The organism is Alteromonas sp. HB246098 (assembly GCF_054890645.1).
Map to the genome: position 1 here is coordinate 38,487 of NZ_JBTZUG010000005.1, position 25,514 is coordinate 64,000.

The window sequence follows — 25,514 nt, forward strand, 5'->3', positions numbered from 1 at the left end:
CTTTGTGTTGTATTACATTGTGTATAACCAATCTTAGGTCAATAAAATTAATTGGTCTACCTGTTTTGTGTGTTTTTTGTCATTGTTTTATGAATTTCTGTTTAACGGTACAGGTGTTTCAATCTTTTTTTACGTTTAATGTTATGAAAATTAGAGGGTTTTATTGTTTTTGGAAAGAGGGGGGTTATAGCGTCGGTAAGGATCAGTAAAGCGCGAAAAGTGAAGTCTTTATTACGTTTATTGGTAAGTCCAATTTTTCATCTTAGTTCAGTTTATAAAAAGTGCTATTGAATGTTGTAGGTGGGGATAGAAAGGCGAACCACAGTCCCTGATGGGGTAAAACTAGTTATATCAAGCGTTCCATCTATCAACTTAGCGCGCTCTTTCATGGAAAGCAGGCCGAGTGTGGGCTTAGCGTCAACTGTACCTTCTTTGGTGTCGGGTATACCCGCACCATCATCAGCTACAGTGAATGTTGCACTTTGCGACTCATAGGAAATATCAATAGAAAGTGTCTTCGCGTTAGCGTACTTGATGCTATTAGTTACCGCCTCCTGAACTATCCTATAAATGTGTATTTTTTGCTCGGGCTTTAAATTAATAGGCGTACCGCTAAGATTGAATGAAAAATTTATTTTTGCGCGCTTCAGCGTAGTTATGATGTCGGAGCGTTCGATCACGCTCTCGATGGGAAGAGTGTCGATGCCAGAAGGGCGTAAACCGCCTAGGCTCTTTTTCATTGCCTGGTACAAAGCATCTATTTTGTCGATTAAGATGTCGTGGTCTTTGGTTGTGTCAATCAATGATAACTGAAGTTTTAAATCGACGATGCGGTGGCCAAAATCGTCGTGCAGATCGCGAGATAAACGCTTTCTTTCATCCTCTTGTAATGCCACTAGCTTGGCAGCGAGGGCTTGTGTGTTTTGTACTGCAATTTCAAGGTCTTCGTTGTTTCGGGCCAGTTTTTTATTCAACTTACTCGACTGGTTGATAGAAGACCCTAGAATGAGACAACTTACGCATAGCGCTAAAATATAAAATTGATGTTCAATGGGAGGTAAAGCGCTCTGACTGGCTACCACAAACGCTGTAATACCAATAAAGAAACAAGATAGCGCACTACCGAACACAGCATAGCGATACGATAAGAAGAGAGCTGGAAATACCGCGAGGTACTTAATTTGATAGCTTATATTAATATTTTGAGAATAGAGATAACTACTGAAAACTAAAGTAAGTAACCATGTTCCCACGGTTATAAACAGTGTTGATTCATTTTTATTAATGTACTGGCGAGTGTATAGCGCAAATAAAAGGGGGCAAAGAACGATAATTCCTACAAAGTCACCAAGAGAGAAATCGAACAAAATAGAAAGAAAAGCCGCTAGGTCAGTTTGTACTTCAATAGCTCTTCTGCCGAGAAACACAGCGCCTAGCGCTACGCTTATCAGCACGCCGAATGCCAAGGTAGCAAGGGTACTGCGGACATTATCGATATAAGGTGCTGCAAAGCGGCGTCTAAAGACATAAACACATCCACAAACTACTGCGGGTGATATTAACAAGTGCACTAAATACCAGCCGACACTTCCGCTTAAAAAGGCGGTGTTATCAAGAACGCCCCCTGGATGGAATAAAATGAAGTGGGTTAATTTTTCTGAAAAAAGCAACAAGGGCCAGCTTGCTAACGGTAATAACAAAAAGGCGGCCAAGCGAACGCCAGCGGGTAAATACCAACTCACAGTGCCTGATATAATTTCAAACTGGGTGCTAAATAGCCATACGCTGTGAAATAGACCGGTATATATCAAACCCATCTGTAAATAGGTAGTGTTGATATACCGCGTGATATTCATTAATCCGCTTTGACTAGGGTGTCGTCATAGATGACGTCAGATACATCTAAGTATCCAGTTTCTAATGCTATGCGAAGCAAGCCAAATTGAGAAGTAACATTCAGCTTTTTGTAAATATTAGTTCTGTGAACCATGACTGTCTTTGGCGCAGTATCTATGTGATAGGCAATTTGTTTAGGTTGGAAACCTTTAGCTAGTAGCAAAAAAACTTCCTTTTCTCTTTCTGTGAGAATGGAGGTCAGACGCTTATCGCCAAACGCTAATTTTTTACTGATATCTGAACTGAGATAGTTTTCATCTTTTTCTAGTGACTCAAGGGCGTCCATTAACTCTTTTGTGGCGGCACTTTTTGTAACGTAGCCATCGGCGCCAAGCTCAAGCGCTTTACTAATATAACCCACGTGATCGTACATGCTTAGCATCAAGCATTTTACAAATGGGGCCTCTTTCTTAATTTTGATAAGCGTGTCAAAACCATTTTCTTGAGCTAAGGAGATGTCCAAAACTGCTACATCTATGTCGTCTAAAGACGCGAAGGAGGGGAGTGCGCTTAATGAACTTACAGCGTACGTGACGTGCCAGCCATACTCTTGCTCGATAAGAGTCTTAATGCCGTCCCTTACAATCTCATGGTCATCAATGAGGAGTATGTGCATAGAAAAATCTAATTATTATCTTAATGCATAAAGTTTACGTTGTATTTGGCTTATAGGGAATAAGCCGATGGCTTAGATTAGCGGTACATTCAATTTTTTGCATAAAAAAAAGCCGGCCTATCCATGGCCGGCAGTTACTTAAGCTTTAGTGTTTAGCATGCTAAATACTAAGAATCACTTTGCGTGTAATAGCAATACCAAACGCGGTATTAAAGGTTTACCGTCACTGGCGCTGAACACGCAGACGTTTCATCACACACCATATAGGTATATTCGCCAGGCTGAACGCCACGGCTTCTATCGCGATAACGACCAGTATTGCTTACTTCTTCAAGTAGTTCACCATTGCGATAAATCATTACAGTATCAGCCATTGAGCCGCTGTAAGATAAATCTACACGTAGTGAGCCGAAGCGAGAAAGCATAGCGCGGTCAATTTCGGCAACAATATTGCTGTCTGAAACCGACACTGTCTCTGTCGAAACGCCAGTTTGGCCTTCAGAGTCAGTAACCGTAAGGGTTACATCATAGGCACCTGTACTTGCGTAAACATGAGTTGGGTTCTCTTCTGTTGAAGTCGCACCATCACCGAAGTCCCAGCTGTAGCTAACAATGTCGTCATTAACGTCGCTACTGTTGTTAGTAAAGCTCACTGATAGACCTGAAGCGTCATAAGCAAATGCAGAGTTCGGCGGTGTAGGCCCTACTTCACCAATACCGGTAACCACTAGGCTCCATGTATTTACGGTACCGTTATCTCCGTTGAAGGTATCAAGCACGTTCAAGGTCCAATCGCCAGTAGCCACTTCGCCGTTAAAGGCATCAGTGTTATAGCTCTCAACGATATCATCTGTGCCGCCACCTTGGTTTTGACGCAGAACGGTAGTTGTACCCTGAGGGGAAGTAAGTGATAGTACTAGGTCACCACTATATGTATGCGTGATGTCTACCGATGCCTGCATACCAAACACCGTTAGGTCATCCGGTACATTGATCACGAGATCAACGCCCACATCATCTGGATCTTCTTCGTTCGGTAACGTAGGTACAGCATCGCCTGAATATGCGTAAGGGAACTCATTTAGCCCTTGCGGGTAAACGTAAAGGCTAGCAGATTTAGACTTCTCAATATCACCACTTACACCATTAACGGTAAAGCTATAAGCGCCCCAAGGCGTATCCTCAGAGGTTTCTACTGTAAGCGTAATGGAGTCGCCAGGCATTGCCGTGTTAGCACTTAAATAAGCAATGTCACTTTCTTCGGCAAGAGAAAGCTGTATTTCTTCTTCGTAGCCAGCAATTGAGCCAACTTCAATAGTGAAAGTATAAGCTTCACCTGCTTCAATTTCTGCTGAACCTGGTGTGATGCCCAATTTAAAGCCAGGTGTTGGATCAGCTTCCTCTAATGCATTTAGCACATTAAGACGGTTGCCTGAAACTGTGCGACCGTCAGCCCAAAGACTAGTTTCACCGGTAGTCATTAACAGCTCTTTCATTTCTGACGGTGTAAGCTCTGGGTTTAATGACCATACAAGAGCCGCTGCACCCGCAACATGTGGCGTAGCCATTGATGTACCAGAGTATGCGGCATAGCCGTCACCGGGTATAGTAGATAAAATAGCTGTACCTGGCGCTGCAATATCCACCGTTTCCAGACCGTATGAATAGCCGCTATCGCCGTCAGTTCGAGTGTGACTTGCAACTGCCAATAAACTGTTTGTTGTAGTGACATAGTTAGACGGATAGTTGTCGACGTTGTCATTGTCTGAACCAGAGTTACCTGCTGCAGCAACAAACAAAATTCCAGCTTGGCCAGCCACTTCAATAGCGGTCTCTAGCGCTTCACTGTAGCCGCCACCGCCCCAGCTGTTGTTCGTAGCTTTTACGTTAACGCCACGGTTTTCTTTCAGGTCGGTGAAGTAATCAATACATTCGATAGCTCCAGCGGTTGAACCCGTTCCATCTGCACCTAGGAACTTACAGGCAGCGATAGACACATCGTGGTTTACGCCAACTACACCTATACCGTTTCCGCCCACAGCACCAATAGTTCCAGCTACGTGCGTACCATGAGAATCATCGTCCATAGGGTCGGTATCACCGTTTGCTGTATCAATTCCGTAAACGTCATCAATGTAGCCGTTGCCATCATCATCAATGCCGTTGCCGGGGATTTCACCTGGGTTTACCCATGCATTATCTGCAAGGTCTTCATGGTTGTAATCAACGCCGGTATCGATAACACCTATCACTACATCGCTATCACCTGTTGTAATTTCCCATGCTTCTGGTGCATCAATATCTACATCAGCGGTGCCGCCTGCTTGTCCGGTATTATCCAACCCCCACAGGTCACCGTAAGACGGGTCGTTAGGAATTAATGCTTTGCGATATAAAAAGTTTGGCTCGGCAATTTTAACCGCTGGGTTTTTCTTCAAAGTTTCAATGGCGTCTTTAACCGATTTTCCACGAAGTTGAAGTTTGGCAATGCGGCCATTTAGAAGGTTGGCGAATCGATCATCCACTTCATCACGATTAGCGTCGCTGATTCTTGCGCCCACTGATGAACGAGCGCGCATTTTTTCCGCTTTACTCACATTTTCTTTGTACACAACAATAACGCTGTCATCGAAAATTTCGGCTTTCGCGGCATGTGCGTGGCTAGAAGCCATTAGCGGAAGTAGGGCTAATGACAGTGCTGAAAGGCCTGTTTTAAAAGGCTTTGTTTTCATAGTTAGATTCCATAATTAGCAATAATGCTTTAATCACGAAACCTTCTCATTCGGTCTGATATAACTAACGATTAAAACTTATAACGCAATTTAGAAAACCTGCCACCCTTAACGCAAAAATTAGTATAAAAATACAACTTAACCACTAGGCCATGACTATAAATAATAAGTGAAGTGGTACTTAATTATTAGACAGCGTACCCAAAACGAGGCGCTGTCTCCTATATTAGCCAAGAGGTCTTACCAACAATTTTTTTGAATGTGATTTTTAAACAAAACTAGCACTAAGGTATTAGCATTAACCGCAAGAATGCTAATGAAACGCATGCTGATGTTATTTCGAATGTAATAAATACAACTTAATGGTGATGGATTCTCTCGCTTTTAAGGCGTTTTATAGAAGGGTCACCTTTGTTGTAAATCAAGGAAGCAGTCGTTCTCATGGACAAGAAACTAAAGGTTAAAAAATACCAATGCGCTAAAAACGTAAAAGCATTAAAAGCCAATGCGCTTTTAGCTTCAGCGGTGTGTGGTCTTCTAATCGTCAACTCTTCTGTCTATGCCCAACAGTCTGATTTATCAACAAGCTCCGACATGGTGGAATCTTCTCTTTCAATGAGTCTGAATGCTCAAGCTATTACGATAGACGATGAAACGGTCTTCATTGCTGTCAGTCAGTTTGGGCTGAATAACATAACTAACATTATCCAAAGCGGCAACGGCGCCAACCTATCGAACGTTGTTCAAAACGGCAGTAATAACGAAGCTATCATCACTCAACTTGGTGAAGGCAACGTTGTGAATTTGCTGCAGCAAAACAACAACAACTATTTCGAAATTATTCAAGATGGGCTCGACAATGTTGCCAATGTCAATCAATTAGGTGAGCAGTCTTTCACTGTTTATCAGATAGGGAACGAAATGGTAATTAACATCACACAATATCAAGAATGATGTGATTGCCATAGGGAGACAACGTGAAAATGAAAAAAACAAAAATAGCTAGTGCATTGCTTTTAGTAGCAGCATCAGGGTGGGCGTCAGCTCAGGAAGTTCCTGCAACTAAAACGGTAGACTTTAACGCCACAGCAGATTTTGTAGCTGCGGCAGAAGGCAATGAAATTACGCTAACCCAAACGGCACCAGAGGGAAACGAAGTAGGTAATGAGTCAGTGTTAAGCCAGGAAGGTGACCTTAACGCGATTGTTGTAGAAGTAACTGGTGACGCTAACGAAGTGCTTGCATCGCAAATGCAATCAGGTAACACCTTTTTTGCAAGTGTGACTGGCAACGGCAATTTTTTAGAATCAGAGCAAGATAGCCTAAGCAGCACAGCAGATTTCGTAGTTGAGGGTGACGACAACACGGTTTCACTTGTTCAATTAGGTGACGGCGGCCCGTTTGGCTTTATCTTTAATCGCTCGATAAACAGCATTGTGGGTAGCGGCAATACGCTATCTGTGTATCAAGGCGATGGTGGTAACTGGGCTAATAATGCGATTTCTGGTAACGACAATACGGTTTATGTTGATCAAAGCGGTGACTGGCACGAATCCTATGTTCGCGAACTGAGCGGCGATGCTAACGTAATTGATGTTATTCAGGATGGTTACTACAACATTTCAGATTTAACCGTAATTGGGTCTGATAATGAAGTTGAAATTGACCAAGATGGCGATGAGAACGTTATCGCTTGGACCATGATTGGCGATGCTAATGTGCTTGAGTTCGAACAAGATGGCGACGGCAATGAAATTACTACAGGCGTGTTCGAAGGTTCAGCCAATGAAGTCAACATTGACCAAATTGGCGATGTAAACCTTGCTACGGTAGAAACCGTCGGTGGGCAAGCGAATACTTTCGAAATTAACCAAGTGGGAGAGGGTAACACCGCTTACGCAGGGGTGATTGGTTTATTTAATGAGTTCGATTTGACTCAGGTGGGTGATGCCAACGAAATCAGCACAGTAAACTTTGATGGCATTTTAAACACCGTTGAAATCGAACAAGATGGCGATGCAAACTTGGCGTTGGCTCAAGCAGGTATTGGAGATGCAACTTACTATGCGGATGGCAATATCATCGAAATGTCGCAAGAGGGTATTGAAAACGATGCATCAGTTGAGTTAGCTAGCAACGTTACTTCGAGCTACAACGAAATTATGGTGTCGCAAACAGGTGAGCTTAACCTACTAGATTTGCTTGTTAATGGTGACGACAACGTAGTTAGTGTTATGCAAGAAGGTGTTGGAAACTGGGTAACAGACGAGACGGGTGGTCAATTTGTTATTTCAGGCGATATGAATACCTTTGAAGTAACGCAAATGGGCAACGACAATTTAGTTACGGGTAGTATAACTGGCAACGGCGGCACGGTAAGTGTTACGCAAGTTGGTGATTACAACGTAGCGACCGTCGTTCAGATGTAAATGTACTAAAGTACAGAATGAATAGCCGGGCGTTAGCCCGGCTCAATTCAATAAAATGAAGTATTTGCATCATCTCTCTTTTCTCACACTAGTTTTAAGTGTGCTCTTTTCTCCGGTTCATGCGGAAGAAATTCGCTTAGGCGGGCTACTGCTCGATAACAGTATAAGCCGCCAGGGTCACGAATTTGCTTCGCGAATTAGTCAATATTGGCGGGAAGTTCCCGACAGCTCAGGTAAAAACTTAGTAGTTAAAGAAATCATAGTGCCTCAAGCCGGAACGCTACTTTCAGTAATTTACGACAATAAAGTGGTGTATCAAACTTATATGGGACGTAGGCAAGTTCCGATAGATGAGAAAGTACAGCAAGCTATCTTTTTGGTATTAGACGCGGTAGCCAATGCGAGTATAGACAGTAGAAGCCCAGATTTAGCAGGGGACGAATGGTAATGAAGAAAAAAATTGTAATTGCAGCGCTTACAGTGGCGACGTTAGTTGCGCCTGCAATAACGCTGGCAACTGAATTGGTTTATGAGCCAATAAATCCGTCTTTTGGTGGCAACCCACTTAATGGTTCATTTTTATTAAGCAAGGCAAATTCACAAAACGCGCATAGTGCTTCTTTAAGCGAACGCTCTTACGATGAGCGGCTTCAAGAGTCATTAGAACGAGCCTATATAAATCGAATTGTTCGTGAAATTACAGATATCGCCTTTGGCGAGCAGGAATACGACGAAGATGGCAATCCGATAGACAGTATTTTTAACCAAGATAGCATTTTTGTTAGCGGTGACTTCCAGGTTGAGCTTATAACGAGTAACGCTGACAGTATTATCGTGAACATCACTAACTTGTTGACAGGTGAAGTCACCATTGTAGAAATTCCACGGTTTGGGTAGGGAAACACATGAGAAGTACCGTTTATTTATTATTGGCCTTGGCACTCACTGGTTGCCAGTCCATCACAAATACACTCCCGCCTGATACTACGGCTGCGGATATTATCAAAGATAGCGCCACCCTCTCTGAAGTAAAAAGTTTACCGGCACCCATGGGACAAATTCCGGTCTCCGTGTACGCGTTTAGGGATCAAACTGGGCAATACAAACCGAGTACGGGAGCGAGCTCTTTTTCAACTGCAGTGACACAGGGGGCTACGTCTATCCTTGTACAAACCCTAAGTGAAACATCGTGGTTTTTACCTGTTGAGCGCGAAGGGCTACAAAATATTCTTACGGAAAGAAAAATTATCCGGGCCGACGAAAAAAACGGGGGCGATTTACCGCCACTCACGACTGCTAGAATTATTATAGAAGGCGGCATAATTAGCTACGACACCAATATTCGTACTGGTGGGGCTGGCGTTGAATATTTTGGTGTCGGCGCGAGTGAGTTGTTTAGAGAAGATCAAATTTCTATCTATATGCGCGCGGTTGATGTGAGAACGGGACAAGTACTGGTATCGGTTTCAACATCTAAAAAAGTACTGAGCCAAGAAGTGAGAGCGGGATTGTTTAGGTACGTTTCGCTAAAGCGTTTGCTTGAAGCCGAAACGGGGTACACCACCAACGAACCCATGTTTGAATGCGTTAAGCAAAGCATAGAGAAAGCGGTGAGTGAATTAGTATTACAAGGAATGGAGAAAGGAGTATGGCGCGCCAAAGCGTAAGCGCCATACAGTGTTTTAATTTAATTGCTCGTCAGTTTAGTAGCTTACCTGTTGGGGCTGACTAAACTGATGATCGAACCATTTGATAAGTTCAACCCTATTTCTGCATTCTGTTTTCCTGAATATGCTGTATACGTGTGTTTTCACCGTATTCACACTGATATGCAAGCAATCTGCAATTTCTTGGTTCTGTGCACCGTCGGCAATTTTGCGTGTAATGGCCAATTCTCGTTTGGTTAGCACTGTAGTCGACGACTGAAGCGCAGCAACGGGCTTAGTTTTTGGCACTAGATTAGCATCAATATAGCGGCTCATAATTTCGCGACTAAACCATTTGTTACCTGCCTGAACCTGCTGAACACCTCTAACTAACAATTCCAAACTATCTTCGATATGAAACACCCCATTGATACCGTGTTGAAGTGCCGCGTAATGAAAGTCGATGTTACTTTCCGGCACGTTGAAAATCACTTTGTTTAATTCAGGATAATCGTTAACGACCGGCAAGCTAAACATGGCGGCAGGGTCACAATACTGTGCATCAATGAAGAAGGTATAAGTGTTGTTGAGTACGCTTCTAGGCGGGTGGATAGCGCCAGTTGTAACGTTAAATCCACACGATGGCAAAATACTAAGGAATCGTTCGTAAGCTCCATCCTTTTTAGTATTTTCCGAGAAACTACTTCTTGTTAAAACGAACGCTTGGTGTGACATGAAAGCTCCTTTTCGTGTACATCAACCTTACGAACTATACAATAGCTTTACAATACTCCTGTGGTCTTACTTGCGGCGCCAAAGCGTAACAAAATGTAACAGTGAAAAACTTATATTAATTTTGCTTAAGAATAGCCGTTTTTCTTAAGTACTCGGCGAATTAAATATAAGTAAATTATCTCTATAAAAAACGTTTGCCCCCTTTGTTAATAATGACGTTAGTGTATAGTTCATCACCAAGCTAATCCTTCCAAAACTTCAACACACAGAGAGAACCATGACCGTAAATGTTGACACTCAGTCTTTGATTGCATCTATGCGCGATGTAGTAGGGCAAGCCTATTTGTTAACTGATAAAGCGAAAAAGCAGCCATATACCAAAGGGTTTCGCTTTGGCGCAGGTGAAGCGCTCGCGGTCGTAAGACCGGGAACATTGGTTGAAATTTGGCGTGTATTAAAGCTTTGTGTTGAAGCCGATGTTGCGGTAATTATGCAGGCGGCAAATACAGGGTTAACGGGTGGTTCTACACCAGACGGTAAAGATTACGATAGACCTCTTGTTATTATAAGCACCATGCGCATTGATGAAATTCAGCTGGTGGATAATGGTAAACAAATTGTAGGTTTAGCCGGCAGTACCCTATTTGGATTGGAAGAAACGCTTGCGCCGTATGGCCGAGAGCCACATTCGGTTATCGGTTCATCGTGCATTGGTGCATCTATCGTGGGTGGTATATGCAACAACTCAGGCGGCGCTTTAGTAAAAAGAGGCCCAGCCTATACCGAGCTTGCTCTTTTTGCGCAAATTGATGCCAGCGGCAAGTTATCTTTGGTAAACAACCTTGGCATTAACCTAGGTCGCGAACCAGAAGAGATTTTAGATAACCTTGAAAACAAGCGTTATAAAGAAACCGATGTACAGCACCCCGACGCTCGCGCCTCAGATAATGAATATGATGAGCGCGTACGAGACGTTGACTCTAACACGCCATCTCGTTTTAACAATGACGGCAGGCGACTTCATGAGGCCTCAGGCTGTGCAGGCAAACTTGCTGTGTTTGCAGTAAGGCTAGACACCTTTCCAATTCCCGAAAAGAAACAAGTATTTTATGTAGGTTCAAACGACGCTGCTGTATTTACAAAAGTGCGGCGCGACATTCTTTCAACCTTCAAGAATTTGCCTGACTCGGGTGAATACCTTCACCGCGATTGCTATGACGTGTCGAAAAAGTACGGCAAAGATATGTTTATCGTTATCAGTAAGCTTGGGGCGAAGTTCATTCCAAAACTGTTTGCGTTTAAGCGCAAATTCGATGCATTTACCGACAAGTTAGGTTTTTTACCTAATAAAATGTCAGACCGCGTTATGCAGTACATGAGCTATATTTTTCCTAATCACTTACCCAAGCGCATGGAAGAGTTTAGGGACAAATATCAGCATCACTGGATTTTGGAAATGAGCAACGACGGGGTAGATGAAGCCAAAGCCTACCTAGATGAGTTTTTCAAAACTAATGAAGGCAGCTACTTTGAGTGTACCGAGGAAGAAGCAGATAAAGCGATTTTACACCGCTTTGTTGCCGGTGGAGCAATAGGTCGCTACCACGTAATGCACAGCAAAGAAGTGGGTGCCATGATGACCATAGACGTTGCGCTTCGCCGAAACGATCCTGATTGGTTTGAAGTACTACCAAAAGAAATAGACGATCAGATAGATACCAAACTGTATTATGGTCATTTGTTTTGCCACGTTATGCATCAAAACTATGTATTGAAGAAAGGCGCCGACGCGAAAGTGTTAAAAGGCAAAATTCTAGAAACCTTTGATGCTAGAAGTGCTGAGTATCCTGCAGAGCATAATGTGGGTCATGAGTACTTTGCCAAAGACGCACTTAAGAACTTCTATCGCGAACTTGACCCAACCAACAGCTTCAACCCGGGCATAGGTAAAACTACCAAACTCAAAAACTGGGCTGAGCATGAAGGTGGCTGTTGTGGTGGACATCACTAAAAGTCTGATGACATAAAAAGCACTTTAAAAGGGTTCTGCTTGTTGTTTTCTAAATTAAAACCAAGTAGAACCCTTTTTCTTTCCAGCTAACTTTTTGCAGTTAGCGCTTTAAACAAGTTCTGAGATCTACACCACCTTGTTAAATCTGGACTAACCTGAACCAAACCCGATCTCCGCTAGTAACAAAAGAAAGTGTTTAAACTTTCGCAGGTTATCAGTTTACCTGTAAGTGAAAAGGGATTTGCTATGAAAGGTCAAGTAAACAACTCCACCATTCTTCTTCCTGTATTCCTTCCCGCCGTTGCCATCATTCTGCTTCTGGTTATCGGAACAATCAGTAACCCGGAGCTCGCTGCCGAGGCTTTTAACAGCACACTGGCATGGATAACCGAAAGCTTTGGCTGGTTCTATATGCTGTCGGTTGCAATCTTTTTGGTCTTTATTGTATCGATTGCGTCATCTAGCTGGGGAAACATAAAATTAGGGCCCGATCATGCTGAGCCTCAATATAGCTTTCCCGAGTGGTTCTCGATGTTATTTTCTGCGGGCTACGGCGTAGCGCTGCTCTACTTTGGTGTGGCAGAGCCTGTTTTACACTATTCTTCGCCGCCTGCAGGAGCAGCTGAAACGGTCGACGCCGCTAAGCAGGCTATGCAAATCGCGTTTTTCCACTGGGGTTTCCACATTTGGGCAATTTACGGGCTAGTGGGCTTGGTGCTTGCCTATTTCGCTTTCCGTCATGGTTTGCCCCTATCTATTCGCTCTGCTTTATATCCGCTGATAGGGGATAAAATTTATGGCCCAATAGGTCACGCAGTAGATGTATTTGCCATTCTAGGAACACTGTTTGGTATCGCCACTACCCTTGGGCTATCTGTTACGCAAATCAATGCGGGGCTTAACTATCTGTCCGGTGATATTCCCATCGATATCATGGTACAGGTAGGTACTATCGCTATAGTGACGATAGCCGCAACAATATCGGTTATTGCGGGAATGGATAAAGGCATCAAGCGACTTTCTATTCTGAACATGCTTTTGGCTGTATCTCTTATGGGTACAGTTTTTGTCATGGGGGAAACCGTTCATATTCTAGAGACCTTTCTGCAAAACACAGGGAGTTATGTCAACGGTATTATCGAGCGCACTTTTAATCTTCAAGCTTACAGTCGTAGTGACTGGATTGGAAACTGGACCCTATTTATATTTGGCTGGACCATTGCGTGGGCGCCGTTTGTGGGCATGTTCATTGCCAAAATAAGCCGGGGCAGAACCATTAGGCAGTTTGTGTTTGGTGTAATGCTAGTGCCTACCATGTTTACTTTCCTTTGGTTTTCTGTGTTTGGCGATACAGCGTTAAACGCCATCATGAACCAAGGGGTAACAACGCTTATTAGTGATGTACAGGAGAACGAAGCCGTAGCCTTGTTTAAGCTTTACGACTTGTTACCCGGCGCGTCAATCATGTCAGGTTTGACCGTGTTATTAATCATTACATTTTTTGTGACCTCATCAGACTCAGGGTCGCTGGTTATCGACTCACTTGCTTCTGGTGGTAAAGAAGAAAGCCCGGTTTGGCAGCGTATATTCTGGGCCTGTTTAGAGGGTACGGTAGCAGCAGTATTGCTGTTGGCTGGTGGACTGAATGCCCTGCAAACGATGACCATTGCAAGCGCCTTACCATTCGCCTTTATTATGTTAGCGTCTGCAGCAGGTCTGTGGCGTGCACTTGTCATCGAGGGCTATCGAAACAATAGTTTGACGGCGAATACATTGAATAGAAATCATGGCCGAACAACTAGCCTTAAAGGCCGGTTTGCTGCAATGGTCGATTATCCGAGCCGAAGCGAGGTACATGAGTTTATTGACAAAACGGTAATAGCGGCGATGAAAGACGTACAAGCTGCTTTGAAAGCGCGAGAGTGGGAGGCGTTTGTTAAGCTTGAAGAGGAAACGGGAAGGGCGATCTTCACTGTTGAGCGTCACGATCACATGGACTTTATCTACGACATTCGAATGACCGAATATTTAGTACCGGGTTTTAGTTACGCAGAATTGCGTTCCGAAGATGACGAGTCGGAAAAGTACTTTCGTGCTGAAGTGTTCCTTCGTCGCGGCGGTCAAGCCTATGATATTTATGGCTATGACAAGGAGAGTATAGCCAAGGATATCTTGGACCAGTTTGAAAGCTACTTGCACTTCCTTGATACCAGTCCAGGTGAACTGCCCTGGGAAATGGATGCCTATGATGACATGCTAACGCAGCCCAAAAAGTAGGTGAACTAGATAGTAAATTGAAGGGAAAGCATCATCGCTTTCCCTTCGTATCCCCTAATTACTTATTTGCTTAATAGTAGTTAGCGATCTGGTTGATGACCGCGTTTACCGCACGATAAGCATTTGACTCATTTTCAACACCACACGCTTGACCATTACAGCCCGACCAGTATGGATCAGAAAAATAGTCTAATTGTGTGGCGCTACCAAATGCTTGTGGATAAGCCATGATTGTTGAGAAGTTATTATCAACGCCATGTCCTATACCGTCACTATAAACGCCACCAACTGAACCCTGGCGCACAGAGTGACCTAAGCCCATGTTGTGACCAAGCTCATGAACGAATGTAGATAACCCGCAATCAACAGCACTGATGCTATACATACGGCTTTGCGAGCTAGAGTACAAAGTACCGTTGGTACCTTGACCTACCCAGCCAATACCGCATACATAGCCTGCCAATTGGCCGCCTTCATAAATGTTTTCACGGTTACCTAGAAGCACAACCATGTCTGCGCCGTTAGAGGCTCGTGCGTTTTGTACACCACTGCTATCAGTTAACAAATCTAATGCACTTTCAGTGGGTTGTAGATCGCTAGATGTAGCAGCAGAAGACTGAGCGCCCACTAAACGCAACTGTAAATCTATCGCATTATTTTGATAAACACGGTTGGCGTGTGAAATGTACTGGTTAATTTTAGTGTCGATATTAGACACAGTGTTTGCAGCAGGTTGGGTGTAAAGCACCATCACATCGATGGTGGCTGCCGTTACTGTTGATGCACAAAGCAGTGAAACTGCCATTGCTGTTAAACACTTAAATGTGTGTTTCATTTTTATATCCTTCTTGTTGTTTTATTTGAGCTTGTTGAATTTCCTGTGAAGCTCAACAGGCACTAGGGGATTAGTTTTGACCGAGATCGAAGACTTCTTCAGCGTTGTCGTCGCTAAGCGGGCGTTCGCTGTCGGGTTCGCGTTCGATGTGGTTTTGCATCATTGAAGACTTAGGCGCGATCCATGCGTATTTATCGTTGCCTTCAAGCACAAACACATCGCGAGGCGTGGCTAAGTTTCCGTAGGTAGCATTTTCGCCAAGCGTTATAACGGCAGCGTAGAGAGAGCCCGCTCCTGGGATGTGGGCCTCTACGGTACGATCGCCGTTTGGATGAGTGACAACGTGGTCAACTTCACCGGTGTAACTGCCACCGAACTGTGGGATATATAAATCGAGATACTCGCCAACTTCTACCGTCATTAATTCTTCACGATCAAGCTCAATGTAAGCTTCATCGGTTACGTCAGCGGGAATATAGCCTTCTGCTTCAAGTACCTTTTTGCCATCTTCTGATGTTGTCCAGACGATGGTGTCTTTCTCTGATTTACCGTTAGTAGTAGTTGTAGCCTGAGCTTTTAGCTCGGCTTCATTTTTGGGTTTGAAGTTATCGACACCGGTCGATAGCACTTTGCCGTTTCGTTGCTTTTCAACAGCGCTTTCTTTACCAACTGATTTTGTATCTGTTTTCGCCGTCGCTACCTCATTTTTGTGAGAAGGAGAAGTGTCGATAAAGGCGAAAATACAGCCAATTGCTAAAATTGCCGTCGAAGCAGCAACAATACGCTTTTTCATTTTGTGTTCCTTTTATTTTTACTTACTGAATTTAGGAAATTGAACGTTAGAATTTAGCGACACACTGCTTCTTCACGCTTACTTTAAATGAGAGGCTCGAAGAACCAATGTGTTTAGTGAAATTGCTTAATGAATTAAGTAAGTCCTTAAAACGTATAATATTTTTACTGTTGTAAAAGTATTAGTTTGCATAAGGGTGTATTAAATTTAGCCCTTTAGTGCAGTGTAAATTTCTTCGTTGAAATGCCAGTTTGCAAGATGTAGACCCAACACCGAGTCAGCTCGTTTTAATTAGATTGGTGAGAACGAATAGGTCACCTAAAAATGGCTTCTGGATGATGAAAAGGGGACATCAAATAACAAAGGAATAATTCCGCTTGGTACGGGAACTAGCGAGGTAACAACAGCGCAAAAACAAGCGGGATAGGAGGCAAAAGATAAAAAAGAGCGAGTAAAATCCTTTACTCGCTCAGTAAGAAGGCCACCTCTTCTGAGGGAAAGTAGCCGTCGGAAAACTGTTGATTTTCTTACGCTAATCGGTTGATTATTGAAGAGAAATCCATCCCTGCATTGCCTTCTTCGCAATGCATTTCAAACCACTTTGCAGCAAGCTCACCCATAGGTACTTGCGCGTTGACGCCCTTCGCGCCCTGCATGGCCAGCCCCAAGTCTTTGAGCATAAGCGCAGAAGCGAAACCGCCAGCAAAATCGTTATCAGCAGGGCTTTGTGGCCCTACACCTTTTACAGGGCAGTAGGTGGTCATTGACCATGTCTGTCCCGAGGCATTTGACGCGATATCGAAGAACACTTGCGCATCTAAGCCAAGTTTTTGCGCCAGCTGGAAGCTTTCACACGTCGCAATCATGGTCGCGCCAAGTAACATGTTGTTACAAATCTTTGCTGCTTGTCCCGCACCATGGCCGCCCGCATGAACAATTTTTTTGCCCATTGCGCTAAGTACGCCATGGGCTTTGTCAAATGCATCAGCGTCGCCACCCACCATAAACGTAAGCGTGCCGCCTGCAGCCGCTGCAACACCACCAGAAACTGGCGCATCCAGCATTTTAAGGCCTTTTTTCTCAGCTAATTCTGACACACTCTTCGCCGTTTCTACGTCGATAGTGGAGCAATCAATAAGCAAGGTGCCTTCGCGGACAGAAGCCAAGATCTGATTTGAATAGATATCTTTTACGTGCTTGCCTGCTGGTAACATAGTGATAACGATGTCGGCCTCAGCAGCAGCTTGCTCTGTACTTTTCGCAATAGTGCAGCCTGCTTCTTTGGCTTTGGCCAGCGCCGCTTCGCTTAAGTCAAAGGCCAATACGTTGTAATCGTTCTTAACCAGGTTATCTGCCATCCCTGAGCCCATATTACCTAGGCCAATAAATGCAACTGTGGTCATAATAGTCTCCTCACTTAGCCCATGGTTGGAATAACAAAGGCGTTGTCGTTCGTATCTGAGCCATCAGGCCAGCGCTGCGTAATGGTCTTAACCTTGGTCCAGAATTTCACCCCTTCCATACCGTGCTGGTTGGTATCACCAAATGCAGAGCGCTTCCAGCCCCCAAAGGTGTGGTAAGCAACTGGCACAGGAATAGGCACGTTAATTCCAACCATGCCTACGTTTACGCGCTGCGCAAATTCGCGCGCCGCATGGCCGTTACGGGTGTACATTGCGACGCCGTTACCGTATTGATGGTCACTTGCTAAGTTAACCGCTTCATTGAAATCTTTAGCGCGCACCATTTGAAGCACTGGACCAAAAATCTCTTCTTGATATGAGCGCATGTCTTTGGTCACGTGGTCAAAGAACGTTGGGCCGATGAAGTAGCCTTGGCTGTCGTCTGGGATCTGACTGGTTCTGCCGTCGTAAACAAGCTCAGCACCTTCTTCTATGCAAAGGTCGATATAGCCTTCAACGCGCTCTTTGTGAGCAGCAGTAACCACAGGGCCATAATGGGCGTTAGGATCTTCACTATGACTTACCATAATGTCTTTAATAGCCGGTATAAGCTTGGCTTTCAGTTTCTCAGCGGTTTCATCGCCCACTGGGACGACAACCGGCAGCGCCATACAGCGTTCACCGGCACTGCCGTATGCAGCACCCACTAAGTCGGTTACCACCTGATCTAGATCTGCATCAGGCATTACGATGCCATGGTTTTTCGCGCCGCCCATGGCTTGAACGCGCTTACCAGCACGAGCGCCACGCTCGTACACGTAATTAGCGATGTCAGAAGAGCCTACAAAGCTCACCGCTTTAATAGTTTGATGATCTAAAATACCATCAACCACTTCTTTGTTACCGTGAACAACGTTAAGCACACCTGCAGGAAGGCCGGCTTCAATCATAAGCTTTGCAAGTTCAACAGGTACTGACGGATCGCGCTCTGATGGCTTTAAAATGAACGCGTTACCGCAGGCAATTGCCACACCGAACATCCACATTGGGATCATAGCCGGGAAGTTAAATGGCGTAATACCTGCCACTACACCAAGTGCTTGGCGCATGGAGTACACATCGATTCCTGGGCCTGCGCCTTCGGTATACTCACCTTTTTGCGCATGAGGGATACCACAGGCAAACTCGATAACTTCAAGGCCGCGCTGAATATCACCTTGCGCATCAACCAACACTTTACCGTGCTCGCTTGATAATAGTGCCGCTAAGCGATCGCGGTTTGCTTCAACCAACTCTTTAAACTTGAACATAACACGAGCGCGTCGTTGAGGATTTGTTGCTGCCCACTCAACCTGTGCAGCTTGGGCTGTTTCAATTGCATAGGCCAAAGTTGAAGTGTTAGCCAAGCTTACTTCAGCCTGTACTTCACCTGTGTTAGGCGCAAATACCGACGCGGTATTCTCGCTGCTATCCTCAAAATCTTTACCTGCAATAAAGTGAACAATCTTTCTCATGACATAGCTCCAATAATTTTTAACAATATTGAAATCTTGTGTTTGCAAAGGCAATACATATACTTGCAGTATGGTGCTGTAAAAATGCAGGTATTTGAGTGAATTGGGATGACATGCGCTTGTTTCTTGGATTAGCAAGAAATGGTCGTGTAGCTATTGCAGCTAAAGGCTTAAAGGTAGACCCTACAACGTTAATTCGTCGTGTAAAAAAACTGGAAGATTCATTAAATTGCAAGTTGTTCGAGCTAACTAAAAAGGGATATGTGCTCACTACCCATGGTAGTGAGTTAGTAACTTATATCGAAAAAGCGGAGCACTATTTTTTAGAGGCGCAAAATGAATTAGGTGATGAACGTTCGCATTTAGCGGGCACGATTAGAGTAAGCGTTTCTGAAGGCTTCGGCAGTTGGTTTTTGGCGCCATTACTCCCCGATTTTAAAAAGCAGTATCCGGGGATCAGTATCGAGCTTGTAGCTACCAGCGGCTTTTTAAACCTGAACAAACGAGAAGCCGATATGGCTATCTTGCTTGAAAAGCCCAGTAAAGGCCTGCTGGTTACACAAAAACTGACGGACTATAACCTTTATCTTTATACCCACCTGTCCCTTATCAGCGACAACGAACCACGAACATTACAAGAGCTCACCGCCTTCAATTTAGTAAGTTATGTTCCCGATTTGGTGTATGCGCCTCAATTAAAGTTCATTGAAGAGACTGCTTTGTCACAGTTAAGTGCGCTTCGCAGCACCAGTATTAATGCTCAGTATCAAATGCTTGTAAATGGCGCAGGAGTAGGCATTTTGCCTAAATTTATGGCTGAAACTCAGCCAGGCTTAGTTAGACTCATTGAAAACGAGATTCATATCAAGCGTACATTTTGGTTGGCTACACATAAAGAAACTCATTCACAGGCGCGTTTCCAAGTATTCACAAAGTGGCTTATAGATAACGTTACAAAATATCGTTTAAGGTTCCTCGATTAAAAAGTTAGACGTTTTTCTACTATATTTTGCTAGGTAGATGTGTGAAAAAATCAGGGGAGAAGCGAAAAAAGCTGATTGGATTTACCGTAAGTGATGAGTGTGGTCTAGGCTATATTCATTGCATGACTAAACTAGGTTATAAGACATTGTTGAAAAGCCAACTTAAGCATCACGCTTTGTGAATCTTGCATACAATTATCAAATTATAGTTAAGGCACGATAAATAACTGCCGATACAAATTATATTACTGCCATTCTCTGTCAGGGAAGATCCCATGTTCAATAAACACTTAGTTAAAGAAAACGAAGCACTTAAAGAAGAACTACACATACTCAAGCAAGTGCGAGACGGGTTACGTGAAGATATGATTTTTCTTCGCCTAAACGAGCGTGGTGAAATAGACGCGGTCAACGGGATGTTCGAGGAGGAACTAGGGTACTCTCTGTCTCAAGTGAAAGGTAAACGCTTCTTTGAATTTGTTCCTGAAATTGCACGTAACACTCCTCATTTTAAAAAGTTAAAAGATGCTCTTGAACAGCGCGTTCACTACTGGGGGGCAATAGAGTTTGTGCGTGAAAACGGAGATGAGGCGTGGCTGCGTGGTGTAGTAGAGCCTATTTTCGATATTAATGGTAAGATACACAAATTCTCGGTAAACCTTAATGACCTTACGCGCACCATCGCTAAGTCGAAAGAACACGAAGATTTAGTCGCTGCTTTACACAAATCTAATGCAGCGATTGAGTTCGATCTTAATGGTGTAATTCAGGACGCTAATGAAGCCTTTTTGAAAACCGTTAAATACAGTTTGAACGACATAAAGGGTAAGCACCATAGAATATTCTGCGATACTGAATACGCTAATTCCATGGAATATAAAAATTTTTGGGACCGCCTAGCCCGTGGCGAATTCGTTGCAGGGCGCTTTGAACGTTTTGACGCGCATGGCAACAGCTTTTGGTTAGAGGCGACTTATAACCCTATTTGTGACTCTCACGGTCGCATGTATAAAGTGGTTAAACTAGCTACTGATATTACTGAGCAAGTAGCGCGCGAAAATGCGGTTTCCAGTGCAGCTGACATCGCCTACCACTCTTCTAACAACACCGATCAAATTGCGTCACGAGGTACAGAAGTCATTCGTGAATTACTTTCTGAAATGTCTTCACTATCGCAGCAAATGGACCGAGCAAAAGAAGGGATTAACGCCTTAGACGCTCAGTCTCAACAAATTGCCACAATAATAGGCAGCATTAGCGCCATTGCTGAACAGACCAACTTGCTTGCTTTAAACGCAGCTATTGAGGCGGCACGTGCCGGTGATCAAGGGCGCGGTTTCGCCGTTGTTGCTGACGAAGTGCGTCAGCTAGCATCGCGTACTACAGAAGCGACGGAAGAAATTATCAATGTGGTTAAGCACAATCAGACACTAGCGACGGACGCGGTAGACCTTGTTAACGAAGGCGATGAAAAAGCGCAATCTGGGCTTAATTACGCGAAAGAGGCGGGTGAAGTCATTGAGCAAATTCAAGGCGGGGCTAAAGAAGTTGTTGATGCGGTAGGGCAGTTTACCAGTCGCCTAGGAAATTAGTCGTCGTTTTAGTCGCCGTTATAATAGCTAGTGACCTAGAAATACGTATCTTCCGTTAAATACAGAAGCGCTTCTATTCTTTAGAAGAAGATATTTTTTGAAAATTGAATTCATCCTATCTAGGTAGGATGAATTTCTTCATCTAGTCAACGAGTGAAAATGCTTTTCAATTTAGCTTAAAACTCATACAAGCTGGCGCTTTTTATTGCAATTATCTTAGCGGACTTGCAGCATGCTAGACGTGTTTACCCTTTGCCGATCATGCCTATATGGAAAGCCCTATGACCAGAATGCATCCAAATGCTGTTTGTGTTACTGCACTAACTGCTGCATCGTTTTTTAGCAGTTTAACCCTCGCTAATACGCCACAAGCCATATCTCCATCAGTGGGTGTCGAAACAGTAAATCGCACTACATCATCAGACAATACAACCCCGCTTGTCCCTATGGCTACCTTTCCGATAGATAACAAGCCCTTGCCTCGGTTTAGCGTTGATGCAAGCTGGCCATCGTTGCCAGAAACCTGGATGCTGGGGCAGGTGTCTGGCCTTTCTATCGATAAATATGATCATGTTTGGATATTGCAGCGTCCCAATTCTCTTGGCAAAACTGATACAGGTCTTGCTGCAACACCCTCCACCGCGGTGTGTTGTGAACCTGCCCCCCATGTTATCCGTTTTACGCCTAATGGCGAGGTAGACAAAGCTTGGGGCGGCGAAAGCAATGCGCCTACAATAGACGGCGTAAACCAATGGCCGGTAAACGTACACGGTCTATTTGTTGATGAAAATGACACGGTTTGGTTAGCTGGGAATGGCAAAGACGACCATGTGTCTGTAGGTTTTACTTTTGATGGCGAGTTTGTAAAAGGCATAGGTAGGCGTGGGCAGACCAACGGCAATATGGACCTTGTCACATTGGGCAATCCCGCAGATATGTTTATGGACAGTGATCACAACGAGTTAGTGATTGCAGATGGCTATATTAATGCGCGCATTGCAAGTTTTGATGTTGAGAAAGAGAGGGCGACTCATGTGCTTGGTGCTTATGGAGAAAAGCCATTAGGGCCCACTCGCGAAGGAGACTTTGATCAGTCCCAAGCCACCCAGCCGCAAAAGCAGGGGATAGATCCGGAAAACCCATTATTTGGGAATATCGTGCATTGTATAAATCAAGACCGCGACGGATTTATCTATGTATGTGACCGTCGAAACAACCGCCTTCAAATATTTAAACGGGAAAAAAGCGGTGATATCCGCTTTGTTAAAAACTTTGCCGTACGACCAGAAACTGGGGGGCTAGGTACAGCAACTGATGTAGCATTTTCACCCGATGGAAAATACTTGTACGTTGCCGACATGATGAACGGGCGTATTTGGATTTACGATAGAAAATCTCATGAAAAGCTAGGCTCGATAGGTAAAAACGGTCGCTACCCAGGCCAGTTTATTTGGCTACACAGTATTGATACCGATAGCGAAGGAAACTTGTACACTACCGAAGTTAATACCGGTAGACGAGTTCAAAAGCTGGCATTTCAGGGCGTTAAATAACGCCCTGAAATGTATTGATAGTTAGATACCTTTTATTTCGGTGGTGCGCACGATGCCCGTTTGGTTAGCGTACAGTTCACTCGTACTCTTTTACTTTCCGTTTCCAGTGATTTAAGGCTGTTTAGTAATAGCTTAGCGGCTTCTTGTCCTACTTGGTAAGGCTCTTGTTTCACTACCGATACGGGCACACTAAAAAACTTTGCCATGGGTATTTCATCGAAGCCGATAAGTGATACATCTTCTGGTATAGATACCCGATGCTGATTAAATTCTGTCAAAAGCTCAGTGGTGATTGCTAAGTGCTGAGAGAAAAAAGCAGTAGGGGCATTTTCTTTTTCTAATAGTGAAACCGGAGACGTTTCAAAGCCTCTATTCCTGTCCCAATACAAAATTAAGTCGTTGTTAAATTCGATATTATTTGCTTCGAGCGCGGCTTTATAGCCATCAAATCGGGCCTTCCTGGATAAAACGTTGGTATAAGTTTGCGTAACAAAACTTACCTGTTTGTGTCCAAGAGATAAAAGGTATTGCGTTGCGTCATAGGCCGCTTGCCAGTAATCAGAAGTAACTAAGCGCTTTTCGCTTCCGTCGTGCTCTAGTTGAAAGTGAACAATGGGAAGCCCTTTTTTATCGTAGTTCTTTATCAGTAATTCATTTTTGCCTGAGGACGCAATGATAATTCCATCTACACGTATATCATTGAGACTTTCTAGCGCTCGCTTTTCTTCTTCTGGATCAAAGTCAGTGTTATAGACAATGGCGTTATATCCGAACTTTTTGCAGTAATCGTCAATACCTCTTATCGTTTTACTGGTATCAAAACCCGTAATATCGCGCACCACTACACCAACCATTTTAGTTTGTTTGCCTTTCAAATTCCGCGCTGTGGGATTTGGTGTGTAGTTAAGTTCTTCAACGGCCGCCTTTACGCGCTGCTGAGTCTCTTTCGACATGTAGTCGAATCTTCCATTTAAATATTGAGACACAGTGCTGTTTGAGACTTTTGCTCGTTGAGCAACGTCTTTAAGTCTTGCTTTGTGCATGAAAAAATCAAAAACCAAATGTTAATGCAATGTTGACATTGTGCCTGCATATGCTAATTTCGTCCACTAAAACGTTTTACTAAAACGTTTTATCTCTGTTTTGTGAGAGTGATTAATTTTTCTCACGTCGTAAGGTTGAAGCTATCGGTAGGCCCGAAAATTCGTTATTCGGTTAAGAAACGCATTAGTTCGTAAGCATTTGTTCATTAGGAGAGCAGGGTGAATATAAAACAGGTAAAGGTGTTCGTGAGTAGCCCTGGGCGTAATTTCGTCACAGTAAAAATTATAACCGAGAGCGGTATTTATGGCGTAGGTGACGCTACATTAAACGGCAGGGAAATGGCTGTCGCCGCTATGCTAGAAGAGCATATCGCGCCCTGTCTTATAGGGCGCAATGCCCACGATATTGAAGATATTTGGCAGTATCTTTATAAGGGTGTGTATTGGCGTAGAGGCCCCGTTAATATGGCGGCGATTGCGGCTATCGATATGGCGCTGTGGGATATTAAAGGCAAGGTTGCCAATTTGCCTGTTTATCAGTTACTAGGCGGGAAAAGTCGCAAAGGCGTGAACTTATATGCCCATGCGAGTGGTGAAGATGTAGATAGCACGCTTGAAAAAGCCCAAGAACTCGTAAAAAAAGGCTTCAAGGCAATTAGACTGCAATCTGCTATTCCTGGCTTAAGCGTTACTTATGGGGTATTAGGCGATAAGAAAGACTACTTTGAACTTCAGGGGAGTAGACCCCTTCCACCTGAAGAAACCTGGTCCACCGCGAAATACTTCGATATGGTCGAAAACCTCTTTGCGAAGGGGCGAGAGTTGCTCGGCAATGACATCCACTTGCTACATGACGTGCATAGTCGCTTAACGCCTATCGAGTCGGCACGACTTGGTAAACTATTGGAACCTTATAACCTTCTTTTCTTAGAAGATGCATCCATCGCAGAAAATCAGAATAGCTATGACGTTATTCGACAGCACACCACCACTCCACTAGCCATAGGCGAGACCTACAATACGCTGTGGGATTGCAAAAACCTTATTGAAGAACAGCGTGTTGACTATATTCGCGCCGCCGCCACCCATGCTGGGGGCATTACTGGTATGCGTCGTATTGGGGATTTTGCCAATGTTCACAATGTTAAGACGGCGCCTCATGGTGCGCCCGATTTATCTCCAATCTGTTTTGCAGCCCATATGCACCTAAATTTACATGCCCCAAACTTCGGTATTCAGGAGTTTGTCGGGTTTGACAATGCTGGGCTTAACACGCTTTTTTCTCATGATTTTACTGTTGAGAATGGCATGGCGTTTATTCCCGACAAGCCGGGGCTAGGCGTAGATTTTAACGAAGAAGCTGCATCCAAATATCCATATAAACGCTCCTACTTGCCGGTTAGCAGACTAGAAGATGGCACAGTGTGGAACTGGTAACTATAGACATTGAGCGAGA

Annotated in this window: 20 protein-coding genes; 11 read left to right on the top strand and 9 right to left on the bottom strand. The window is 44.0% G+C overall.

The window, feature by feature from the left end; translation table 11 throughout:
• Window positions 1-284 precede the first annotated feature (284 nt).
• The 3 genes from ACYTPF_RS12005 to ACYTPF_RS12015 all read right to left on the bottom strand — a co-directional run bounded on the left by ACYTPF_RS12005 (window position 285) and on the right by ACYTPF_RS12015 (window position 5,244).
• Window positions 285-1,856 carry a sensor histidine kinase gene (locus tag ACYTPF_RS12005; RefSeq protein WP_461852356.1) on the bottom strand — a complete coding sequence of 524 codons (1,572 nt, stop codon included), beginning with the start codon at window positions 1,854-1,856 and terminating at the stop codon, window positions 285-287.
• Window positions 1,856-2,512, bottom strand: a complete 657-nt coding sequence (locus ACYTPF_RS12010; protein WP_461852357.1) for a response regulator — start codon at window positions 2,510-2,512, stop codon at window positions 1,856-1,858. Before ACYTPF_RS12010 ends, ACYTPF_RS12005 begins: the two co-directional genes overlap by 1 nt.
• A 209-nt stretch (window positions 2,513-2,721) precedes the next feature.
• The gene (locus tag ACYTPF_RS12015; protein ID WP_461852358.1) at window positions 2,722-5,244 is read right to left on the bottom strand and encodes a S8 family serine peptidase; all 2,523 of its coding nucleotides are present in this window, start codon (window positions 5,242-5,244) and stop codon (window positions 2,722-2,724) included.
• Between the two features lie 441 nt (window positions 5,245-5,685).
• On the opposite strand from ACYTPF_RS12015, the gene ACYTPF_RS12020 reads away from it, so the two are divergent.
• The 5 genes from ACYTPF_RS12020 to ACYTPF_RS12040 all read left to right on the top strand — a co-directional run bounded on the left by ACYTPF_RS12020 (window position 5,686) and on the right by ACYTPF_RS12040 (window position 9,340).
• Window positions 5,686-6,198: a curlin subunit CsgB gene (locus tag ACYTPF_RS12020; protein WP_461852359.1), complete on the top strand. Its 513-nt coding sequence runs from the start codon at window positions 5,686-5,688 to the stop codon at window positions 6,196-6,198.
• A gap of 29 nt (window positions 6,199-6,227) precedes the next feature.
• Complete coding sequence (locus tag ACYTPF_RS12025) at window positions 6,228-7,673, top strand: autotransporter outer membrane beta-barrel domain-containing protein (protein ID WP_461852360.1); 1,446 nt, start codon at window positions 6,228-6,230, stop codon at window positions 7,671-7,673.
• Between the two features lie 100 nt (window positions 7,674-7,773).
• Entirely contained in the window at window positions 7,774-8,121 is a 348-nt protein-coding gene (locus ACYTPF_RS12030) for a CsgE family curli-type amyloid fiber assembly protein (protein ID WP_269916610.1), read from the top strand.
• Window positions 8,115-8,570, top strand: coding sequence for a curli assembly protein CsgF (locus ACYTPF_RS12035; protein WP_232091236.1), 456 nt, complete (start codon window positions 8,115-8,117; stop codon window positions 8,568-8,570). The genes ACYTPF_RS12030 and ACYTPF_RS12035 overlap by 7 nt, the downstream gene beginning before the upstream one ends.
• Window positions 8,571-8,578: 8 nt before the next feature.
• Window positions 8,579-9,340, top strand: coding sequence for a CsgG/HfaB family protein (locus tag ACYTPF_RS12040; RefSeq protein ID WP_179984516.1), 762 nt, complete (start codon window positions 8,579-8,581; stop codon window positions 9,338-9,340).
• Window positions 9,341-9,376: 36 nt separating this feature from the next.
• On the opposite strand, the gene ACYTPF_RS12045 is transcribed toward ACYTPF_RS12040, so the two are convergent.
• Window positions 9,377-10,054, bottom strand: a complete 678-nt coding sequence (locus tag ACYTPF_RS12045; protein ID WP_179984515.1) for a helix-turn-helix transcriptional regulator — start codon at window positions 10,052-10,054, stop codon at window positions 9,377-9,379.
• A gap of 277 nt (window positions 10,055-10,331) precedes the next feature.
• Here ACYTPF_RS12045 and dld point away from each other — a divergent pair, with 277 nt between their 5' ends.
• Together dld and ACYTPF_RS12055 are read left to right on the top strand one after the other, a co-directional pair.
• The gene (gene dld / locus ACYTPF_RS12050) at window positions 10,332-12,065 is read left to right on the top strand and encodes a D-lactate dehydrogenase (protein ID WP_461852361.1); all 1,734 of its coding nucleotides are present in this window, start codon (window positions 10,332-10,334) and stop codon (window positions 12,063-12,065) included.
• Window positions 12,066-12,311: 246 nt separating this feature from the next.
• A complete protein-coding gene (locus ACYTPF_RS12055; RefSeq protein WP_269916618.1) occupies window positions 12,312-14,342 on the top strand; it encodes a BCCT family transporter in 2,031 nt (676 codons plus the stop codon).
• Between the two features lie 70 nt (window positions 14,343-14,412).
• Here ACYTPF_RS12055 and ACYTPF_RS12060 read toward each other — a convergent pair whose 3' ends face one another.
• The 4 genes from ACYTPF_RS12060 to ACYTPF_RS12075 form a co-directional block, all read right to left on the bottom strand.
• Window positions 14,413-15,177, bottom strand: coding sequence for a zinc-dependent metalloprotease family protein (locus ACYTPF_RS12060; RefSeq protein WP_461852362.1), 765 nt, complete (start codon window positions 15,175-15,177; stop codon window positions 14,413-14,415).
• Between the two features lie 70 nt (window positions 15,178-15,247).
• A complete protein-coding gene (locus ACYTPF_RS12065; RefSeq protein WP_461852363.1) occupies window positions 15,248-15,970 on the bottom strand; it encodes a lipocalin/fatty-acid binding family protein in 723 nt (240 codons plus the stop codon).
• Between the two features lie 527 nt (window positions 15,971-16,497).
• A complete protein-coding gene (gene mmsB, locus ACYTPF_RS12070) occupies window positions 16,498-17,373 on the bottom strand; it encodes a 3-hydroxyisobutyrate dehydrogenase (RefSeq protein WP_461852364.1) in 876 nt (291 codons plus the stop codon).
• A 14-nt stretch (window positions 17,374-17,387) separates the two neighbouring features.
• A complete protein-coding gene (locus ACYTPF_RS12075; RefSeq protein ID WP_020744244.1) occupies window positions 17,388-18,887 on the bottom strand; it encodes a CoA-acylating methylmalonate-semialdehyde dehydrogenase in 1,500 nt (499 codons plus the stop codon).
• A 98-nt stretch (window positions 18,888-18,985) separates the two neighbouring features.
• Here ACYTPF_RS12075 and ACYTPF_RS12080 point away from each other — a divergent pair, with 98 nt between their 5' ends.
• The 3 genes from ACYTPF_RS12080 to ACYTPF_RS12090 all read left to right on the top strand — a co-directional run bounded on the left by ACYTPF_RS12080 (window position 18,986) and on the right by ACYTPF_RS12090 (window position 23,015).
• A complete protein-coding gene (locus tag ACYTPF_RS12080) occupies window positions 18,986-19,870 on the top strand; it encodes a LysR family transcriptional regulator (RefSeq protein WP_461852365.1) in 885 nt (294 codons plus the stop codon).
• Window positions 19,871-20,145: 275 nt separating this feature from the next.
• On the top strand, window positions 20,146-21,462 hold the full coding sequence (locus ACYTPF_RS12085; RefSeq protein ID WP_179984509.1) for a methyl-accepting chemotaxis protein: 1,317 nt from the start codon (window positions 20,146-20,148) through the stop codon (window positions 21,460-21,462).
• A gap of 281 nt (window positions 21,463-21,743) precedes the next feature.
• The gene (locus ACYTPF_RS12090) at window positions 21,744-23,015 is read left to right on the top strand and encodes a beta-propeller fold lactonase family protein (protein ID WP_461852366.1); all 1,272 of its coding nucleotides are present in this window, start codon (window positions 21,744-21,746) and stop codon (window positions 23,013-23,015) included.
• A 32-nt stretch (window positions 23,016-23,047) separates the two neighbouring features.
• On the opposite strand, the gene ACYTPF_RS12095 is transcribed toward ACYTPF_RS12090, so the two are convergent.
• Entirely contained in the window at window positions 23,048-24,058 is a 1,011-nt protein-coding gene (locus tag ACYTPF_RS12095) for a LacI family DNA-binding transcriptional regulator (RefSeq protein WP_461852367.1), read from the bottom strand.
• A gap of 219 nt (window positions 24,059-24,277) precedes the next feature.
• On the opposite strand from ACYTPF_RS12095, the gene manD reads away from it, so the two are divergent.
• A complete protein-coding gene (gene manD / locus ACYTPF_RS12100; RefSeq protein ID WP_136781776.1) occupies window positions 24,278-25,495 on the top strand; it encodes a D-mannonate dehydratase ManD in 1,218 nt (405 codons plus the stop codon).
• Window positions 25,496-25,514 lie beyond the last annotated feature (19 nt).

Excerpts from the sequence above, each read along its gene's own strand:
- ACYTPF_RS12040 (WP_179984516.1), top strand. The coding sequence starts at position 8,579 with ATGAGAAGTACCGTTTATTTATTATTGGCCTTGGCACTCACTGGTTGC.
- mmsB (WP_461852364.1), bottom strand. The coding sequence starts at position 17,373 with ATGACCACAGTTGCATTTATTGGCCTAGGTAATATGGGCTCAGGGATG.
- ACYTPF_RS12010 (WP_461852357.1), bottom strand. The coding sequence starts at position 2,512 with ATGCACATACTCCTCATTGATGACCATGAGATTGTAAGGGACGGCATT.
- ACYTPF_RS12060 (WP_461852362.1), bottom strand. The coding sequence starts at position 15,177 with ATGAAACACACATTTAAGTGTTTAACAGCAATGGCAGTTTCACTGCTT.
- ACYTPF_RS12045 (WP_179984515.1), bottom strand. The coding sequence starts at position 10,054 with ATGTCACACCAAGCGTTCGTTTTAACAAGAAGTAGTTTCTCGGAAAAT.
- ACYTPF_RS12085 (WP_179984509.1), top strand. The coding sequence starts at position 20,146 with ATGTTCAATAAACACTTAGTTAAAGAAAACGAAGCACTTAAAGAAGAA.
- ACYTPF_RS12020 (WP_461852359.1), top strand. The coding sequence starts at position 5,686 with ATGGACAAGAAACTAAAGGTTAAAAAATACCAATGCGCTAAAAACGTA.
- ACYTPF_RS12065 (WP_461852363.1), bottom strand. The coding sequence starts at position 15,970 with ATGAAAAAGCGTATTGTTGCTGCTTCGACGGCAATTTTAGCAATTGGC.
- ACYTPF_RS12015 (WP_461852358.1), bottom strand. The coding sequence starts at position 5,244 with ATGAAAACAAAGCCTTTTAAAACAGGCCTTTCAGCACTGTCATTAGCC.
- ACYTPF_RS12005 (WP_461852356.1), bottom strand. The coding sequence starts at position 1,856 with ATGAATATCACGCGGTATATCAACACTACCTATTTACAGATGGGTTTG.
- ACYTPF_RS12095 (WP_461852367.1), bottom strand. The coding sequence starts at position 24,058 with ATGCACAAAGCAAGACTTAAAGACGTTGCTCAACGAGCAAAAGTCTCA.
- dld (WP_461852361.1), top strand. The coding sequence starts at position 10,332 with ATGACCGTAAATGTTGACACTCAGTCTTTGATTGCATCTATGCGCGAT.
- ACYTPF_RS12090 (WP_461852366.1), top strand. The coding sequence starts at position 21,744 with ATGACCAGAATGCATCCAAATGCTGTTTGTGTTACTGCACTAACTGCT.
- ACYTPF_RS12025 (WP_461852360.1), top strand. The coding sequence starts at position 6,228 with ATGAAAAAAACAAAAATAGCTAGTGCATTGCTTTTAGTAGCAGCATCA.
- ACYTPF_RS12055 (WP_269916618.1), top strand. The coding sequence starts at position 12,312 with ATGAAAGGTCAAGTAAACAACTCCACCATTCTTCTTCCTGTATTCCTT.
- ACYTPF_RS12075 (WP_020744244.1), bottom strand. The coding sequence starts at position 18,887 with ATGAGAAAGATTGTTCACTTTATTGCAGGTAAAGATTTTGAGGATAGC.
- ACYTPF_RS12035 (WP_232091236.1), top strand. The coding sequence starts at position 8,115 with ATGGTAATGAAGAAAAAAATTGTAATTGCAGCGCTTACAGTGGCGACG.